The 18630-nt window shown below is 50.1% G+C and carries 16 protein-coding genes; 4 read left to right on the top strand and 12 right to left on the bottom strand.

The features are described from left to right. Positions 1-401 precede the first annotated feature (401 nt). The 8 genes from pxpB to C5S61_RS23485 form a co-directional block, all read right to left on the bottom strand. Positions 402-1013 carry a 5-oxoprolinase subunit PxpB gene (gene pxpB, locus C5S61_RS23520; protein WP_164689746.1) on the bottom strand — a complete coding sequence of 204 codons (612 nt, stop codon included), beginning with the start codon at positions 1011-1013 and terminating at the stop codon, positions 402-404. A gap of 503 nt (positions 1014-1516) precedes the next feature. Beyond that, positions 1517-3409, bottom strand: a complete 1893-nt coding sequence (locus C5S61_RS23515) for a glycosyltransferase family protein (protein ID WP_110519496.1) — start codon at positions 3407-3409, stop codon at positions 1517-1519. Next, entirely contained in the window at positions 3403-4560 is a 1158-nt protein-coding gene (locus C5S61_RS23510) for an iron-containing alcohol dehydrogenase (RefSeq protein ID WP_110519494.1), read from the bottom strand. Before C5S61_RS23510 ends, C5S61_RS23515 begins: the two co-directional genes overlap by 7 nt. A gap of 326 nt (positions 4561-4886) precedes the next feature. Further along, positions 4887-5834: a CpXC domain-containing protein gene (locus tag C5S61_RS23505; protein WP_110519492.1), complete on the bottom strand. Its 948-nt coding sequence runs from the start codon at positions 5832-5834 to the stop codon at positions 4887-4889. A gap of 12 nt (positions 5835-5846) precedes the next feature. Next, a complete protein-coding gene (locus C5S61_RS23500) occupies positions 5847-6479 on the bottom strand; it encodes a CpXC domain-containing protein (protein ID WP_110519490.1) in 633 nt (210 codons plus the stop codon). Positions 6480-6499: 20 nt separating this feature from the next. Beyond that, positions 6500-8236, bottom strand: a complete 1737-nt coding sequence (locus C5S61_RS23495) for a long-chain-fatty-acid--CoA ligase (RefSeq protein WP_110519487.1) — start codon at positions 8234-8236, stop codon at positions 6500-6502. A gap of 66 nt (positions 8237-8302) precedes the next feature. Continuing rightward, a complete protein-coding gene (locus tag C5S61_RS23490) occupies positions 8303-8491 on the bottom strand; it encodes a hypothetical protein (RefSeq protein ID WP_110519485.1) in 189 nt (62 codons plus the stop codon). Positions 8492-8855: 364 nt separating this feature from the next. Further along, the gene (locus C5S61_RS23485) at positions 8856-10289 is read right to left on the bottom strand and encodes a glycosyltransferase family 39 protein (protein WP_110519483.1); all 1434 of its coding nucleotides are present in this window, start codon (positions 10287-10289) and stop codon (positions 8856-8858) included. Between the two features lie 218 nt (positions 10290-10507). On the opposite strand from C5S61_RS23485, the gene C5S61_RS23480 reads away from it, so the two are divergent. The 4 genes from C5S61_RS23480 (at position 10508) to C5S61_RS23465 (ending at position 14035) form a co-directional block, all read left to right on the top strand. After that, positions 10508-11461, top strand: coding sequence for a TIGR00266 family protein (locus C5S61_RS23480; RefSeq protein ID WP_110519481.1), 954 nt, complete (start codon positions 10508-10510; stop codon positions 11459-11461). Positions 11462-11833: 372 nt separating this feature from the next. Continuing rightward, positions 11834-12277, top strand: coding sequence for a GNAT family N-acetyltransferase (locus tag C5S61_RS23475; protein WP_110519479.1), 444 nt, complete (start codon positions 11834-11836; stop codon positions 12275-12277). An 83-nt stretch (positions 12278-12360) separates the two neighbouring features. Then, the gene (locus tag C5S61_RS23470; RefSeq protein ID WP_124033497.1) at positions 12361-13395 is read left to right on the top strand and encodes a hypothetical protein; all 1035 of its coding nucleotides are present in this window, start codon (positions 12361-12363) and stop codon (positions 13393-13395) included. Between the two features lie 196 nt (positions 13396-13591). Beyond that, entirely contained in the window at positions 13592-14035 is a 444-nt protein-coding gene (locus C5S61_RS23465) for a hypothetical protein (RefSeq protein WP_110519475.1), read from the top strand. Positions 14036-14135: 100 nt separating this feature from the next. Here C5S61_RS23465 and C5S61_RS23460 read toward each other — a convergent pair whose 3' ends face one another. The 4 genes from C5S61_RS23460 to C5S61_RS23445 form a co-directional block, all read right to left on the bottom strand. Beyond that, positions 14136-14732: an ANTAR domain-containing response regulator gene (locus C5S61_RS23460; protein WP_054532812.1), complete on the bottom strand. Its 597-nt coding sequence runs from the start codon at positions 14730-14732 to the stop codon at positions 14136-14138. A gap of 744 nt (positions 14733-15476) precedes the next feature. Further along, positions 15477-16013, bottom strand: coding sequence for a bifunctional nuclease family protein (locus C5S61_RS23455; RefSeq protein WP_110519473.1), 537 nt, complete (start codon positions 16011-16013; stop codon positions 15477-15479). Between the two features lie 166 nt (positions 16014-16179). Next, positions 16180-17250, bottom strand: coding sequence for a quinone-dependent dihydroorotate dehydrogenase (locus C5S61_RS23450; protein WP_110519471.1), 1071 nt, complete (start codon positions 17248-17250; stop codon positions 16180-16182). Positions 17251-17615: 365 nt separating this feature from the next. Beyond that, positions 17616-18554 carry a 5-oxoprolinase subunit C family protein gene (locus C5S61_RS23445; RefSeq protein ID WP_164689745.1) on the bottom strand — a complete coding sequence of 313 codons (939 nt, stop codon included), beginning with the start codon at positions 18552-18554 and terminating at the stop codon, positions 17616-17618. Positions 18555-18630 lie beyond the last annotated feature (76 nt).

The raw sequence follows: 18630 nt of genomic DNA, 5'->3' as shown, positions 1-18630 counted from the left end.
TCGTTGCATGGCAACAACCTCGAAAAGCTTGCTAACGGAAGCAACCCGAACGCGAGGCGTTAGGACTCGGAAATTGGATAGTTTGGCAATGTTCACCGCAATCGCAGCAGCTGCGGCTCTCTGAAGAACAAAAATACCCAAACCACGGATTTCGTCAACGTCAATAGGCCCATTATACCACGAAGGCTCAGCAGCCCGTGAGGCTTACTGGCGATGCTGGTTCCGCCAAAAGTCCGATATTGCGTGGCTATGGGCTATTGGCTATGGGCTATTGGTTTGATCCTTCATCCCTCATAATTTATCCTTCATCCTTTCCGTTAGCCACAGATTGCACAGATTATTATGATGGGGCCATAGGCTATTAGCATAGAAGCAGCGCCCGATCCCTAGCCCCTGATCCCTCATCCCTCAGCTATCGGTTCAAAATAAACTATATCGCCAGCATTGAGCAGAGCAGCTGGCGTAGCAGCCGCATCAAACAAGCGCAAAGGCGTTGTACCCAAAATATGCCAGCCACCAGGCGAGCTTTGCGGGTAAATGCCGGTTTGATCGTTGGCAATCGCAACCGAGCCAGCAGCAACCTTGGCGCGTGGTGTGGCGCGGCGCGGCAAATGCAAGGCCACCGGCAAGCCATCAAGATAGGGAAAGCCAGGCAAAAAGCCAACCATTGCCACCCGATATTCAGCCTGCGAATGCAACGCAATCGCCTGCTCGATGCTCAACGAGCAGCGTTCGGCAACCTCGGCCAAATCAACGCCATCGTAGCGCAGCGGAATTCGATGAATAGTTGGGGTTGGCAAGGTTTGTTGGGTGATGTGGAGCCGATGAATCGTGCGCCGCACTTGGCGAGCATTGGTGTGAGCCAAATCAAACCCAACAGTGACGGTTTCCAAGCCTGCAACCACATCAAGAACCCCAAAAACGTGGGCATTGCGCAACGCCAACGCCAATTGGGCTGGCTGCGCGGTTGTAATCAATAAGGCACTATCGCCAAATACTTCAATCTTTAGCATAGTTAGAACATAGAGCATAGAACATAGAACATAGGAATTGTTGATCCACGAAGGGCACGAAGGCACACGAAGATCGCGAAGGCTGAGTTTTAGCCACAGATTGCACAGATTAGCTCAGATGATTATGTTCCCAAAACCCATAGCCAAAAGCCAACAGCCGATAGCCATCGTTTCTCTGCGCCTCTGCGTTAACATCCCAATCGACGGAAGCCAACAACCGCGAAAAACGCGAATGTTTTTTAGCCACAGATTGCACAGATTAGCTCAGATGATTATGTTCCCAAAACCCATAGCCAAAAGCCATCGTTTCTCTGCGCCTCTGCGTTAAAATATCTGATTCACGAAAGTCAGCAACTGCGAAGCTTATTTTTGCCACAGATTGGCACAGATTTGTATGATTTCAATTTAATGCCCAACTAGCCGATCCCCAATTCTGACTTCTGACTTCTGACTTCTGACTTCTGACTTCTCTTTCATCCCTCATAATTCATCCTTCATCCTTCTTAAAACGGTTCCGGTGGGCGAATTTTATAGACCATGGCTGCAAACCAAATAATCATGCCAAAAATTGCACAACCGCTGGTAATGAGAATTGCAGGCCAACGGCCCCAGCGCGTGCGTTGCCACAGCCAATCGAGCGCAATCCCCGTGGTGAGGGCAATCGCCCAAGCGCTAAACATCAACCAACGCGTGGTAATGGTCGAGCCATTGATAATTGGAAAGGCCGCCAAAACGAGGCTAACCACAAAGGTTGCGCCAGCTACCAACTGCAAACCACGATGCTTGCGCGCCAGCCACCAGCCAAATGGTGCAATCAACACCGGCAACAAGCCATAGTGTCGCCAAAAGCCAAGCTCAATCATATCCCACAGCAATTGCATGCGCGGCACAGCTTCGCGCTGATTGACTGCGTTCATGCCGCCTTCGGCAAACGATTGGCCTTGCTGCAAAAATAGCCCGATAAAACTTGAGTAATAGACCGCCCAGACGAGCACTTGGGTTGCCACAAGGCTGGCTAAAAGTGCCCAGCCCTGCGAACGTGGGCCACGCCACCAGAGCCATAGCACCAACAAACCGCCCATCAAGCCAGTGTTGAGATAAAAGCCAAAGTGGCCGAGGGCAATCGTGCTCAAGCCAAGCGTTATCCAAAGCCAATTCCGCCGCTCGTGCCAATGTTCCCACGTCCAAACCATAAACGTCGCCAGCAGCAAGGCCACAAATTGGCTAAAAATATGTGAATCAAACGACCAAGCGTTGGTCATAAAGCCAGCTGGCACTAGCCCATAGATGATTGCGCCGATCAGCGACCCACGATATGAGCCAGTTGCCCGCAAGCCCAAGCAAAACAACACAGGCAAGGCCAAGGCTTCGCAAGCAGCAGCGGTTAATTGCAACAACCACTCAGCCGAAATTCCACTCAAGGTCAATGGTTGCAACAAGGCATACAACACTGGCGGATAGGGAAAATCGATACCACGGTGGCGCGATGGTCGAAACAAATCGCCAAGATTGGTCGCATGAATGCGGTTGCGATGAAAGCCAATATCGCCTGGCATATGTTCGAGCAGCAAACGCCCGCCCAACTTGAGCGACCACACCAGCACGGTCGCCAAAATGAGCCAACGCAACACATCGCGATTTACTTCTAATCCCAAGCGCTGCAACATTGGCGGCAAGGCCCAGCGCAACAGCAAAAGTGCAGCCAAGCCATATAAGGTTGTTTGGGCAACCGCTGGCGCTGCATAGCTCGCGCGCAATGGCGCAAACCACGTCGCCGCCACAATGCCCAAGCCCGTTAAGCCCACCGCCAAGCCAATTTCAAGGCTCGAACCACCAAGCCAAAGAATGCTTAGGCCAAGCGTTGTGAGCAAAAACAGCCATGCCAAGGTTGGCCAAAGTGCAGGCCAAGCCCAGCCGCTGCTGCTCAATTGGCCACCGCTAAACGCCGCACCCAATTCACGCGGGTCGTCGCCAGCAATCGGCTGATCAACCTTGATCGCCACGTTGCCAGCAGCATCTGCAGGTAGCAGCACGTGCAAAACCCGCCCAGCAGTGCTGGAAAATTGGCTGGTGCCGATGATCAAATTTGCTGGGTTGCCGGTGAGTTGTGGCAAATCGAGCCAATAGTTGCGTTGCGCCACATACGGAAAGCGCAATTCTGCATTCAGGCTTGACCAACGATAGCGCGCTGAACGGTCGGGCAATTGTTCGCCAGCATTAAAGCCCACCACAAACGGAGCATCGTTATTAATGCCCTCTTCCAAGCCAATATTCAACGGCACTTGCCATTGGCGATTGGATACAAGCCCCAAGCCAATTAATAGGCCAATTAACAACGTAACCAGCGTCAACCACTGGCGACGCTGGCTTAATACATTCAGTGTATCAACTACCATGCTGCTTGCAAAATCCCCAGTAAATCTTCAACTGATGGTGCCAACGGATTATGATAGACCGCACCATCGCTAAATGCCTGTTCCGCCAACATTGGCAAGGCCTCTTCGGGAATGCCCAAATCGCGCAATTGGGTAATCAGGCCACAATCACTAGCCAATTGGCGTAAGCCTGCAATCAAATCGTCGATTACTTCTTCGCGAGGCCGCCCGCCAGTGTTGATCCCAAAGGCTCGCGCAATCCGCGCATAGCGATCGGGCACGGTGTTGGCGTTGAATGCTACCACATGCGGCAAGAAAATTGAATTCAGCAAGCCATGATGCAAAGGAAAATGGCCGCCAGTGGCATGAGCCAAGGCATGCACCGCGCCCAAATATGAGTTGGTGAAGGCAATCCCCGCCATACACGAGGCAATTAACATTTGGCCGCGCGCTTCTTCGTTGGTCGGGCCGTGGTGGGTTGCATCACGCAGATAATTAGAAACGATCTCGATTGCGCCCAAGGCCAAGGCATCACTCATTGGCTCAGCTTCGGTCGAGACATAGGTTTCAAAACAATGGGTCAGCGCGTCCATGCCCGTGGCGGCGGCCAAATGCGGTGGCAAGCTTTGGGTTACGTGCGGGTCGAGAATTGCCAACTCTGGCGCGAGATATGGGCTGGTAAACGAGAGCTTGACGTTATTAACTTCATCTTTGATCACGGCAAAGTTGCTGGCTTCGGAGCCAGTACCAGCCGTCGTTGGAATCGCCACCATCGGAATTAAGCGCCGTTCAAGCACATTAATCCCTTCGTAATCGAGCAGGTTGCCGCCTTCGGTGATCACAATCCGCATCGCTTTGGCGGTATCAATCGGCGAGCCGCCACCAAGTGCGATCAACAGATCAGCTCCCGCCTCGCGGGCTTGGGCAGCAGCAGCTTCGACGACCGCAACTGATGAATTCGGTGGCACATCGCTATACACGCCAACAATCTCGATCGTTTCGGCCAAGGCTTGTTGTACTTGCTCAACCAAACCAGATTTGACCAAACCAGCATCGGTGACAATAAACCCTTTGGTTGCGCCAAGCGAGCTTAATTCAGCGCCCATTTCAGCCACCAAGCCAGCTTTATACAGCACCCGTGGAATTAACCGAAATTCAAAGAATTCTTGCATAATCAACTCCTTGTAGATGGGGATCAGTTGTTGGGGGCTGGGGATCGGGAGATTTGGCTATTGGATCGCTGATTTGAACATCACACCATGTTCCGATAGCCTAAAGCCCAAAATCTTATTCTACGATATGCTATCAGTTCCCGATCCCCAACAACCGATCCCCAGTCCCTATGTTCTATGTTCTTTGCTCTATGTTCTCCCTCTCCCGATCCCCAACAACCGACCCCCGACCCCTATATTCTATGTTCTTTGCTCTATGTTCTCCCGATCCCCGATCCCCAACAACCGATCCCCGGCCCCTATGTTCTTTGCTCGATGTTCTTAATTTAGCGTTCGCCGCGCAAAACGGCTCGAGCTTCGCCAATCAGTTGTGCGCCACCCAAATCGCCAACATCGCGCAGCGCTTGTTGCTCTTCGGCCAACCACGCATCTGCATCTGCACTGGCCAAAATTGGATATTCGGCGCGCAAGGCAGCCAACTCGCTGGCATCTTCACAAGCCAAGACTGCCCGCCGAATTGTATGCCAATTGGCTGGTGGCGGAGCGCTTGCTTGTACAACCGTAGCAGTTGGCTTCTGGTTGGCGCGGCTTTGGCTCGATTGATCAAGGGTTTGGCGCAATTGCGTTAAGCTAATTCTGGCGCGCTCAAAGGCTTGGCTAATTTCAAATTCGCCAGCGTCAACCGCTGCTTCAGCCAAACCAGCCAAGCCCTCGTCCATCGCTTCATCAAGCAAGAAGGGATATTCATGCAACACAGCTTGCAATTCTTCGGGTGTATCAGCAGCCAGCATGCGCATAATCGCCTCGGCCAGAGGCGGCAAATCTTCTGAATCATCGGAGCCAAGCGCATCGCCAATCGCTTCGGCAGCCGATTGTGGCGTGTAATTGAGCAGATCGAGGGCCTCGGCCACGCCAGCAACGCCAGCTTCTGCTTGCACATTGCCAAGGTAGGGCAATTGATCTTCGCGCGGCAAAGCGCCAATCAACATCCACAACAAGCCTTGGGCCAATTCATTCCATTCGGCTTCGGGCATTTCGTAGGGCACGCCAAACAACACCGCCCGCGCCCGCCGATCGTGGAGCAAAACAGGAGCAGGCACAACGCCAGTTTGGCCACAGCTTGGGCAACGGGTGTCGTGCAAGGTTACATCACGAATCGCCTGCACCAAATCAGGCCGTTCCTCGGCATCAACAATCAACCAAGCTTCGGCCACAAACGGCGTTTGGCAGGTTGGGCAAACAAGTTCATAGGGTTGGCTATATGAAATTGGCATATGCGGCTCTCGCTAGGCTATGAATCGACGCAAAAAATCGCCAAGCCCACTGTCAATTGGCACAACTGTGGCTAAGCGATCGAGCATCAACGTTAAGTCAGAGTGTTGGGCAACAGTTAAGCTTTGCCAGAATGCTTGGTGCTGCTCAGGGTCATGGCTTTGCAGCAAGTCTTTTAACAAATCGATCGTTGCTGGTTGCGGCCACGACCATGCTGATGTCGCCATAAAAGCCAGCAATGCGCGCTGTTTGGCAGCATGATCAAGCATCGATTGCAAATCGTCAAGGTCAGCAGCGAGCTGCACATGACCCAAATAATCAGCCTCAGCCAGTTGTTCAAGCAGCAATTGCTGATGCAACAAGCCAACCAAATGCTGCGCCAAAGCTTCGGCCTCGCTAGCACTCGCAACCGACAATGGCAAAGCCAAAATCAATTGCGCATAGCGTGCATCGTGATAGAGCAGTGGCGCAATTAACGAGCCAATCGCATCGCAATAGGGGCATTGGGTTTCACGCAAACGGCCATCAAGCAGCTGTTGCAACAAACCAGGCTGCTCCTCGCCATCGAGAATCAGCCAAAGGGGCGCATCGAATTGCGCCCCACAAGCGGGGCATTGCACCACGGCAACTTCATGGCGAGAACGCATATCCCAACGTTAGGTTTAGCCTAACTTGCCTCCTGTTGAACTTGCTCAGCCTGCTTTTGCTTTTCCATCTCGACCAACACCCGCCGTAGCACTTTGCCAACTTGGGTTTTGGGCAGTTCCTCGATAAATTCTACTTGAGTAGGAACTTTATAGGGCGCAAGATTTTCTTTGCAAAAGTCGCGAATTTCTTTCGCCGTGGCTGCTGCATCTGGTTTGAGCACCACAAAGGCTTTAACTGTTTCGCCACGATAGGTATCTGGAATGCCTGCCACCGCCGCTTCGAGCACGGCTGGGTGCATAAACAGCACTTCCTCAACTTCGCGTGGCACAATATTATAGCCCGAAGCGATAATTAAGTCTTTTTTGCGATCCACGACATAGAAGTAGCCATCGCTATCGGTTTTGACAATATCGCCAGTGCGCAGCCAACCATCTTCGGTCAGCACCTTGGCAGTTTCATCATCACGACCCCAATAGCCCTTCATAATTTGCGGCGCACGAATCAGCAATTCGCCTTCGCGCTCTGAGCCAATCGCCAGTGGCTCTTCGGTCTCAAGATCCAAAATTTGCACTTCGACATCGGGCATTGGCACGCCGATTGAGCCAGATTTACGCACACCGAATACTGGATTACAGTGGGTAACTGGCGCTGCTTCGGTCAGGCCATAGCCTTCGACCAAACGCCCGCCCGTCAGGTCGCCAAATTTCTCTTGCACTTCCATTGGCAAGGCTGCCGAGCCACTGATACAAGCTTTGATCGAGCGCAAATTGTATTTATCAATATCTTTGTGGTTGATAATGCCAATGTAGAGTGCTGGCACGCCCGGGAAGATCGTCGCGCGCTCGGTATGCAAGGCTTCGAGTACGCCATCGACAGGGCGCGGATTAGGAATGATGATCATTTCTGCGCCGATTGCCACCGCAAAACACATGCCAACCGTCATGCCATAGACATGGAAAAACGGAATTGCACACATCACGCGCTCTTGGCCTGGCTTGAGGCCATTCATCCAATTCAACAATTGGCTGGTGTTGGCCATAATGTTGTAGTGGGTTAGCATTGCAGCTTTTGGTGCGCCAGTTGTGCCGCCGGTATATTGAAACAGCGCCACATCTTGGCCCTCGACCACCACTTTGGGCGGGGCTGGTGGATATTCAGCCAACAACGTGCTAAATAAGAGCGTCGTGCGATCGGGCGTAATTTCAACCCACGTTGGGTCTTTTTGCTGGGTGCGACGCACAAGCATGCTTTGGGGAAAGGCTAAAACATCGTGAACATAGGTCACAATTACCCGCTTGAGCGGCGTTTCGGCCAAAATTTCTTGCACTTTGGGGTAGAACGAGCTGAGCACAAAAATCGAATCGGCTCCAGAATCGGCCAATTGGTGTTTGAGTTCGCGGGGTGAGTAGGTTGGGTTAATATTGACGACGGTCGCACCTAAGCGCAGTGCAGCAAAAAAGCCAATCACAAATTGTGGCGTATTGGGCAGCATAATCGCAAACCGATCGCCCTTGCGCACGCCCAACCCATGCAATGCCGTCGCGAATCGATCAACCGCTTCCTTCAATTGCCGATAGGTCAGCGAACCGCCAATTGCCACCCGACCACCAAGTACATATTTCAGCACAAAGTTAGTAGCCACCTGATTGGGATAATTGGCAACGGCGTTATCCAATAACGAAATCAACGGCTCGCTGGAGTATTGCAATGAGGGCTTGACCGTTGGCTCGTAGTGTGTTGTCCATGGCGTATCCACAATGATACCTCCTCAACAGCGGACAAGCAAAAGATTTAGTGAGGCAACTGGGCGAACAGGGTGGGTTTAGGATGCAGGTGTTTCCCCAGCGTTGGCTTCAAACCAGCCCCGTTCTTGGGCAATGAATTTAATCGTGGCATCATCGGGGGGATACAAACCCGCCACCTGATACGCATAGGCCAAGAGGGCCGCGCCGCCAACTAAACCCACAACTGCGCCAATTAAAAAGGCCAGAATTGCTCCAAAACGCCGCATGCTGGAAACTCCTTGTGTGTCGGTGGAGACCATTGTGATGGCAGATTCTGCCCATCCACAACGGTAGAAACGCGCTACCATCATAACGCATAGCAGCATTAAGCGCAACCAGTGCCCCAAATTTAAGCCCAAAGCTCAATTCAAATCGGGTTTGGCCAAAAGCCTAGCTGTATTGGTACATTGGATTGACAACGAGGAGCATGCCCTCACCCCCAGCCCCTCTCCCACTGAACGCGGGCGAGGGGAGCCGTTGTTTTGCCGAAGCATTGGTGCAAAACCACCACATGAACGCCCCTCGCCCGCGCACGGGAGAGGGGTTGGGGGTGAGGGGGCAAAACGCAGTTAACCTAATGAACCGTTACACCTAGCGATTCGGCGCTTTGATTTCATACTCACCAAGGCAATCAATCCGCGCTATTTCGTGGTAGCTGCGATCAGTTGCTTGCAACACATCAAGATCATACGCCTCGCCTTGAAAAATAATCAAATCGTAGGTTTTGGCATCGATTGTTTGAATAAAATTATCAACTGGAGCATCCCATCCTTTGCGCCGAAAAAACTTAAGCACTGCCGCATTACCAATCACCTCTTTGCGATTGATCACCGCAAAGCCTGGGTTTTCAACCAAAATCGGCCCTGTAGCTGCTTGAATATACGCATTGAGTTGATCGCATGCTTGACGATCTGCTTGGCTTGGATTCAGGCCAAAGTCTGGCGTAGTTTTATTAAACCAGCTAACCGGTTTGATATTTGGCAAGGCAAAAAAGCCAATTTGTAGCAGAATCAGCATCGCAAAGCCAGTTTGTAATCGCAGGTTGGAGTTTTCTAAAATATCCTTGCTGATAATCCCAAGCAAAATCGCGGTAATTGCAATCGACTCAATAAAATAGTTGGTCGAAGCACCATCGCGGCCTGTTGAAATCGTCGTTAGTAATACAATTGTTGCATAGATGAGTAATAGTTGCTCGCGTTTGAAATACTTAATCGCAAACCAGACATAAGCCAATACGAAGATAAAATGGGTGGCTACAAAATTTTTGGCTTGGCCAAGAAACACGCGCGGATACCATTCCAATTGGTTATAGGTGATGATATGGCGCAGAAATTCGCCGTCGGTACTGGAATTCAACCAAAGGATTGATGGAATGAGCAGGCTTGCCCAAGCACTCAAAAAAATTAGCAGGAGCTTGCGATCATTAATCAGCAGATATAGCGCGATTGCTGCAACCGCAGCTAAGGCACTTTGTTTGGTAGCAACTGCGGCAAAACACACCAGCGCCGCCAAAAGCACCGAACGCGTATTTAATTTAATCTCAAGCGCAATAATTGCGATCAAACTAAAACAAACCGCCAAGCCATCAACCCTGCCCCAAGCGCTCCAATAAAAGACATAGATCGAATTAAAGAAGAGCAATCCAGCAAGAATGCAATATCTCAGTGAAATATTCTTTTTACGCAGCACATAGAAAATTAACCCTGTGGTAGCAGTAAAAGCGAGTGCTGAAAGCAATCTGGTTGCAATAAATGTCGGTCCTGTGAGCAACATAATTTTCGAGGCGAGCCAAGCAAAGAGTGGTGGATAATTTGAAACCAAAAACGGGCTTTGTTCAATCGGTTGATAAATTGGAGAGCCCTGGGCAAGCAACGCAGCATCACGCAATACAAAGCCTTCGCCATTGGTAATATCATATGGAAACGAAATAACCGCATAAATGTGATACAGCCCACGCAGCGCTAAAATAACCAAAAGGCCGTTAATCGCGATCAAGAGCCAATCTACAAATTTTACTCGGCCCATTGCAAGCTCCTTCTCTCAGATTTGCGTGCTATCTTACAATAGTTTGCGTGATTAAGCTTTAGCGGCAAGCGGCTGATTACTCAAGGCATGGCAATTGCCACCTAGACCAGTAACCAAGCTAGCAACCTTTGGCCAAACCCGAACGTACTAGACGAAGGTTGTACAATGAATTTACCTATCGTGTTGCACTTTTTTGTGCTAGCATTGAGGAGCGTGTGATGTCTGAGAACGACTATCGGCCTAAATTTGATCCCCAAACGGGTCAACCAATTCCAAACCAGCCCAACTACAATCAACCACAAGGTGGCTATCCACCGCCACCACCGCAGCCAAACTATGGCGCACCCCCAGAAGGTGCATACACCGTGGCCAGCGAACCAGGTCGCCCACTTGATTTGCCCGAACCACAAGTTGCTTTGAGTGGCCGTGGCATGACCACTGGTTTGCGCTACAAAGTGATTGGCTCTGTGCTGCAAGCGGTGATCATCGAACTTGATCCAGGCCAAATGATCTTCTCGGAAAGTGGCGGCATGTCGTGGATGAGCGGCAACGTGCAGATGAACACCAACTCTGGTGGTGGCATCGGCAAGATGTTCAAACGCGCCTTCTCTGGCGAATCGTTGTTCATCGTCGATTTCACGGTTGCTGGTGGCACTGGCTTGATCGGGTTTGCCAGCGAAATGCCTGGCAAGGTTGTGCCATTGCATCTCGCACCTGGCCAAGAAATCATCATGCAAAAAGACTCGTTTATGTGTGCCGAAAAATCGGTTCAGCTTGATATTCACTTCCGCCGCAAATTAGGCGCAGGCTTGTTTGGTGGCGAAGGCTTTATTATGCAACGAGCCACCGGCCCAGGCGTAGTTTTTGCTGAGCTTGATGGCGAAGTAGTTGAATACTACTTGCAACCAGGCCAAGTGATGAAGGTCGATACTGGCCACGTGGCGATGTACGAGCCAAGCGTCCAATTCGATATTGAAATGGTGCGCGGCTTCAAGAACATGCTGTTTGGTGGCGAAGGTTTGTTCCTTGCAACCCTACGCGGCCCCGGCAAAATTTGGCTGCAAACCATGCCAGTCATGAACGTTGCCAAGAAACTGGCCGAATATATGCCAGCTAGTGGCGGCGGCAGCGCTGGTGGCAACATCATCGGCAGCCTGCTTGGCGGCGACTAAATTAGCAGCACGGTTCCAGCGATGAAGGCCCACCAACCTTCATCGCTTTTTTTTAAGCCTTTGGCTCTTGGCTTTGGGATTTTGCTTTAACGCAGAGGCGCAGAAAAGTGAGGGCTATGGGCTATGGGCTTTGGGCTAGGAGAACATAATCATACGAATCTGTGCCAATCTGTGGCTAAAAGACATTCTCTTTAACGCAGAGGCGCAGAGAAGTGAGGGCTATGGGCTATTGGCTTTGGGCTAGGAGAACATAATCATACGAATCTGTGGCTAAAAATAAGCATTCGTGCAATTCGTGGCTCAACATTGGCTTTTGACTTTTGACTTTTGCTTTTGGCTTCATCCTTCATAATTTGGAACAGGAGTTTTAGCATGGCGACGATTCGCTTAGAACCAATTACCGAGGAAAACTTTCGGCCTGTACTTAAACTCAAAGTGCGCGACGATCAAACTCAATTTGTGGCCCAAAATATGTTTTCGGTCGCCGAAGCCTATGTTCACCCCGATTGGGAGCCACGGGCGATTTATGCGGATACCGATTTGGTGGGCTTTGTGCTGATGGGTCGCGATCCCGAAACAGGCCACGATTGGATTATTCGCTTTATGATTGGCGCTGAACACCAAGGCAAGGGCTATTCTAAACCAGCGCTGCTGGCAGTAATTGATCATCTCAAACATAAATCGTATCGCAGCGAAATTCGCCTGAGTTATGTGCCTGGCAATGCGGTTGCCGAAAAGCTCTATCAAAAAGTTGGCTTCGAGGCAACCGGCGAATTTGAAGATGGCGAAATCATTATGCGTTTAGTCGAAGCATAATCACTCTATCAGCATAGCATCATAGCAATCTCACCCCGAACGAATCGCAGGCGGCGTATACTGCACGATGAAAGGAGGCCATCGTGCATCGTTATTCACGTCTGATGATTATTTTGGGAGTTGTATTGCTGACGGCCTGTAGCAATAGCACCCCCACACCGATACAACCCCTGCCAGAACAAGCAACCGCCAGTATTCCTGCTGCCAGCAGCGAGCCAACTCAGCCAATCCCAACCCAAGCTGCTGTCGCTCCTGCAGTGGGGGAAACTGCGGTTGTCGTTACCGAACCAGCACCACCAAGCAAAGCAAATGTAGCTGTTTTCGACGATCAGCAAAGCCCATTGAGCTTGTTGGCCAGTTTTTACAACGCCGTCAATCGGGCCGAATATCAACGCGCCTATGGCTATTTTGAGCTTGAGCCAATGCCGTTTGATCAATTCGAGCAAGGCTACGAGCAAACGCTCAGCGTCGATGTGTTGGTCAATCCCAATGTTGTGATTGATGTAGGAGCTGGCAACCAACATGCGCGGGTTGCAACTGCCTTAATTGCCTACGATCGCCAAGCAGGTTGGCAATATTTTGTTGGTTGCTACGATTTGCATCGAGTTAATATCAATGGCCCAAGCGAGCCATGGCAAATTCGCGGCAGCCAATTCGAGCTGGTCAACGATCTACAAACCCTGAGCCAGCGCATTGGCCAAATTTGCCCAGCAACCAGCCCACCAAGCGCAGCCCAAACCCCAGAACAATTGCTCACGCTCTACACGAATGCGCTCAATCAAGCAGATTATGCCCAAGCATTCAGCTATTGGCGCGAGCAACCAGCCAGCGATGTGGCGGCTTGGAGTCAACAATTTGATTCCAAACAGTTCAACCAAGCCTTGATCAACCCGCAAGCCTTAAGCGATGCTGGCGCTGGCAATATTTATTATTCGACCAATCTGGTTTGGTTTAGCACCGATAAAACCGGGCAATTGCAATTTGAAGTGGGCTGTGTGACCCTGCATCGCAATAACACCGAGCCAGATCAGCCTTGGCAAATCCAACGTTTTGCGCTGGAAGCGCTTGAACAAAGCCCTGCCGTGATTAACCAAGCCCTAGCTACAAGCTGCCAATAAATCAATTGCACAAACAGCGTTTGGCATCAGAGCCACGGAACCACGAAGGACACGAAGAGCACGAAGTTGATGGTTAAAGCATAACAACAATCTAGGAATCACAGGTGGTTTTTAGCCCCTGTGGTTCCCTCAAACAATGCAGAATCAGCTACACTATCGCAAATGAAGCAAATTTAAATGCTGAGGAATGCTATTTATGCCAGTTGCCAAACGCCTACGCGGCTTGTGGGTTGATGTAGTGTTGTTAGTGCTCGCGATTTCGCTTTTTATTCCCGCAGTCGGCGCGGCCCAAATGGCGGGCTTTTCGCTTGGCCTCACTATGACGCTGCTGCTAGCTCTGATTGCAGGTTTGATATTCAAGGCAATTCGCCATGGAATGCACTTATACAGCCCACCAGCAGAACGCGAGGCCAAGCTCAACGGCCAAATTCAAACCGCAAAGGTGCTGAGCGCAACGCCAACCGGTTGGTTGCGTGGCACGTATGGCCGCCGGATTTTCGAATTTGAGCTTGAATTACAACTCGAACAAACCACGCTCAAAATCTATCCCTTCCTCGAGCTGCTCAAGGCTCCCGATGCTGGCGATACAGTTCAGGTCAAAATTCATCAGCAAAACCCCACCGTGGTTGTGCTCGATTAATCGCTTGAAGCGCCTTTGTTTATTCCAACAAGGGCGCTTCAAACCTAGTTGAATAGCGCAAAAAGACCAAATTCAAACAACAACAACAATGCTGGGGCAATTATGAGAGCAAGGCTTCAGCATCGATAATAGTTTGGGCTACATCTTTGAGTTTAACCCGTTTTTCACGAGCACGATGGCGCAAACGCTCATAGGCATCGTGTTCGCTAATATTCAAGCGCTGCATCAAAATACCCTTGGCTCGTTCAATCAATTTGCGTGCTTCCAGCGATTCGTGCAAGGCATCGACTTCTTGGCGCAAGGCCCGAATTTCGGCAAACCGCGCTAAAGCAATATCGATCGCTGGCGTTAGAGCTTCCATCGTTACTGGTTTGACTAAATATCCCAAGGCCCCAGCGCGTTCAGCTTTGCGAATTGTGTCGCGGTCGGTAAACGCGGTAACCATCACAATCGGCATTGGACGCTCAGCATACAGCCGTGCGGCAACCTCGGTTCCTTCCAATTCTGGCAACTTCACATCAAGAATCGCCATATCTGGGTCTAATTGGCGCGCCAGTTCCAAGGCTTGGGTTCCGGTGCGGGCAACACCTACAACCTGATAGCCCAAATCGGTCAGATATTCTTCCATGGTTAAGGCCACAAGTTCGTTATCTTCGGCCAATAAAATCCGAATCGTGGCTCGCTGCTCGTCAGACATAACAAAGCTCCGTCTTCACTAGAAATGGCTAACTACATCCTAGCATACTTTAAAAAGCATTTACACAGATTAAATACAGGCAAATAAGCATCTAAATATATAGATAAAGCCGAAAAATTATGAATTGAGCTAGGTTGATGTTGTTGATTTGAATCTTCAGTTGCGTTTTTTCTGTTGGGCTTAATCCAATGCGTAGCATTGGGGATTTCCCCAATATATTATTTAATTAGGATCATGAAATAGACGTTAACAGTAGAGCATGTGGATTTGTGGAAAGATCGCGTTTCATGCTCTTCTAATGCGCCATATTTGATCGGGATAGATCGTGGAAGAGTTTCCCCATGTTCCCCATGCTTTTGGGGATAGCCTCATGCTGTGGATTCTTGTGCACGATCTGCCAACATGGTTTCCCCATGCTTGTCCACATGTTGGCTAGTTTTCCACAGCAAAGGGCTAGTTATCCCCAATTTGTGGATAATTTTGGGGATAACTAGCGAATAAACAGGGATAACGCTATATCTAGGATATTCAGCAGATACATGGCCCTAGATATAGTAGATCCTGATCGTGGATGGTTTGTGGAAAAGCTGCTGATAACGCGGTGGAAAACCTCTGGATAACATGAGCGCTGCATGAGCCTGTGGATAGCTGTGGAAATCTGTGGATAACATGCAGGCCCGATTTGGGCCAAAAAAAGCCGCCACTGAAGCTTCAGTGACGGCAAAAGGAGCGGGTAAGGGTTTCTTATTGATCAGATTCTGGATCGATTGAGTCGATGAATTTGCGGAAGATCGAAAGCTCTTCTTCATCGGTCGTTGGGGCAGCCTCAGGCTCTGCCTGCGAAACCGATGTGGTTGGAATATCTTCGCTTTCGTCTTGGTCGTCCATCATATGGCCCAATTCGTCCATCACATGGTCGGCCACGAAAATAGGGGCTTCGGCGCGAACTGCCAAGGCAATTGCATCGCTAGAACGTGAATCAAGCTCGATCGCTTGGCCATTGTTATCGATTACTAAGCGGGCGAAGAAGGTGCTATCGCGGAAATCGCTAACCACAACTTCGCGAATCGTGCCACCCAGTGATTTGACGGTTGCCAAGAGCAGGTCGTGGGTCATTGGGCGAGGTGGCTCATGGCCTTGGACGGCTAGTGCAATTGCATCGGCTTCAAACGGGCCGATCCAGATTGTCACATAGCGACGGCTGTTCAGCTCCCGTAGGACAACAATCCGTTGTTGTGTGAGTAGACTAAAGCGTATGCTATCAACCTGGACGCGAACCATAACGCTGAAACCTTTCTATGCATCGTCGTGGTGCATACTTATGAATTAATGCCGCTCCCTTGCGTTGCATCTTACCACGCCCCCTATAGCAGCGCAACCAGTTATGTCATGCTCTGGTGTCATCTTGGTTTTGCCATATGGGTGAGTTATGTTCACCTCTCTAGTGCTAAACTGCTGCCCCAACCGCTGCTTGAATTGAATTAAAGCCATCGCGCCGCAACAGTGCCGCCAGTTCACGGTTGATTTTACTAACCAATTGTGGCCCAGCATAAATTAGGCTGGTATAGAGTTGGATTGCGCTCGCGCCAGCCAAAATCCGTTCGTAAGCATCGTGGCCACTCGCAATGCCACCAACTCCAATCAACGGTATCTTGCCGTTGGTTGTTTGATAGATATATTTGAGGGTTTCCAAGGCTTTGGTTTTGAGCGGCGCACCGCTTAATCCGCCAGTTTCGTTTTGCTTCGCCGAGCGTAGGCCTGCACGACTTACGGTTGTATTGGTGGCGATAATGCCGTCAACGCCTGCATCGAGCGCCGCGCCAAGCGCTGCATCTAAGCCTGCGCGATCTTCATCGGGCGAAAGTTTAACGAACAATGGCGCTTGATGACGTAATTGTTGGCGCGCAGTTTGCACAACCTGCAATAATTTGGTTAATGGTTCGCGCCGACTAAGTTCACGTAAGCCTGGCGTATTGGGCGAAGAAATATTGATCACAAGATAATCGGCATATTCACCAAGCAGATTAATTCCTTGGCGATAATCATCAGCAGCTTGTTCATTTGGGGTATTTTTATTTTTGCCGAGATTAATCCCCAGTGGAATTAAACGCGGCTGTTTGGCTAAACGTAGAGCCAATGCTTCAATTCCTGCATTATTAAATCCCATCCGGTTAATTAATGCCTGATCTTCAATTAAACGAAATAAACGTGGCTGTTCGTTGCCAGCTTGTGCTTTAGGCGTAACTGTACCTAATTCCAAAAAACCAAAGCCCAATTGGCGCATACCACGAATATGTGTGCCATCTTTATCAAAACCAGCAGCTAAACCAACAGGATTATTGAACGTTAACCCACACAAATTTGTTTTAAGGATTGAATCATTGTGATGAAATGAACGGAATAAATTTGCGGAAAATGGTAAATAGGTGGCTAAATCAAGCCCAGCAGTGGTGATTCGATGAGCTTTTTCTGGGGCTAAACGAAATAATAACGCTTTTGCAAGCTGATAGATATGCATAAAAAGCCTCAAATAGATGCGAATAGCAGCGACACTCGCTTGCCTTGGCGATTATACACAATCATTTGCGGGCCATGAACATATCCCACATATCCCAAGTTTCCCACATATCCCACATGGTTATCCACATTTTTGGGGGTAACTGAAGCAATTTGGGGATAGTATTCAGAACATGTGTTTTTATTAACAAGTGGGTTTAATAATTATTTGGAACATTTGTGTTATTATGGCTGTGGAAAAACAATTAATTTGACAAATTCCAAAAAGTTATCCCACATTATCCCACACTTACCCACATTTTAGGGCTATTGTTTCTTTTTGCACAATCTTTTTGGGGGATAGCTGCCTAGTACCTTGGGGGTAAGCTAGATTTGGGCAACCATGAAGTCTGGTTCTGGCGTGAAGTTGGTTTTGAGGAGATTAAGTTGTTCTGCAAAAGCGCGTTCGGCTAGTGTAAGCCCAATCGGCTGAAATTGCAAATGCTCGGAAGGCAAGCGCTGAGCGAGTTTAGGCAAATCGGCCCGAATCACGACCCCAAGCACCGGATAGCCGCCAGTGGTCTGGGCATCGGCCAAAAGCACAATCGGCTGACCATCTGGGGGCAGCTGAATCGTGCCTGATACCACCCCAAACGAACGCACTGCATTGGCTGGGGCTGCTAATGCTTGGCCTTCGCACCGATAGCCCATCCGATTGCTTTTGCTGCTAATGCACCACGTTTCTGCTTGAAAATGACGCTGAAGCTTGCTAGCTAGCTGGCGATTGGGTAGATAGCGAATTGAAGTTTGGTTTGTGCTGCTGGACATTGTGTCCAAACTGCGGCCTGCAAGACTTAGATCTGGTTGGTTATAGCTTAATTGATCGCCGATTTTCAATGGTTGCGCTAAATGGCCCGACCATGGTGCGCCAAGCAAACAGCTTTGCGAGCCAAGTTGTGGCGTAATGTTGAAGCCACCAGCAATTGCCAGATAGCAGCGTGCGCCATTACGGCGTTGGCTAAAATATAACTCGCTATTGGGCCGCACCAACCATGCTCGGCCAAGCGCAATTGGCTGGCCATCAAGTTCTGCGCCTAAATCGGCACCAACCAAGGCAATGATTGTTAATTCGCTGAAATACAGCCGTGCGCCTGCGCCAGTTATTTCGAGGCTCGCCAGCTCGGCTGCATTCCCGACCAAGCGACTAGCAAGGCCATGTGCCAGCCAATCGAGTGCACCGCTGGCAGGCACGCCCCAATGCCGCAGCCCAGTACGCCCCGAATCCTGCAAGGTTATCAACATGCTTGTTTGGCGAATCGTCAACATAGGCCTAAGTATAAGCGAAGGGAAGAACATAGAACATAGAGCAAAGAACATAGGATTTAGGGGTTGGGGATCGAGG

Source organism: Herpetosiphon llansteffanensis (genome assembly GCF_003205875.1).
Classification (GTDB): domain Bacteria; phylum Chloroflexota; class Chloroflexia; order Chloroflexales; family Herpetosiphonaceae; genus Herpetosiphon; species Herpetosiphon llansteffanensis.
This window is presented reverse-complemented; position numbering and strand designations above follow the sequence as displayed.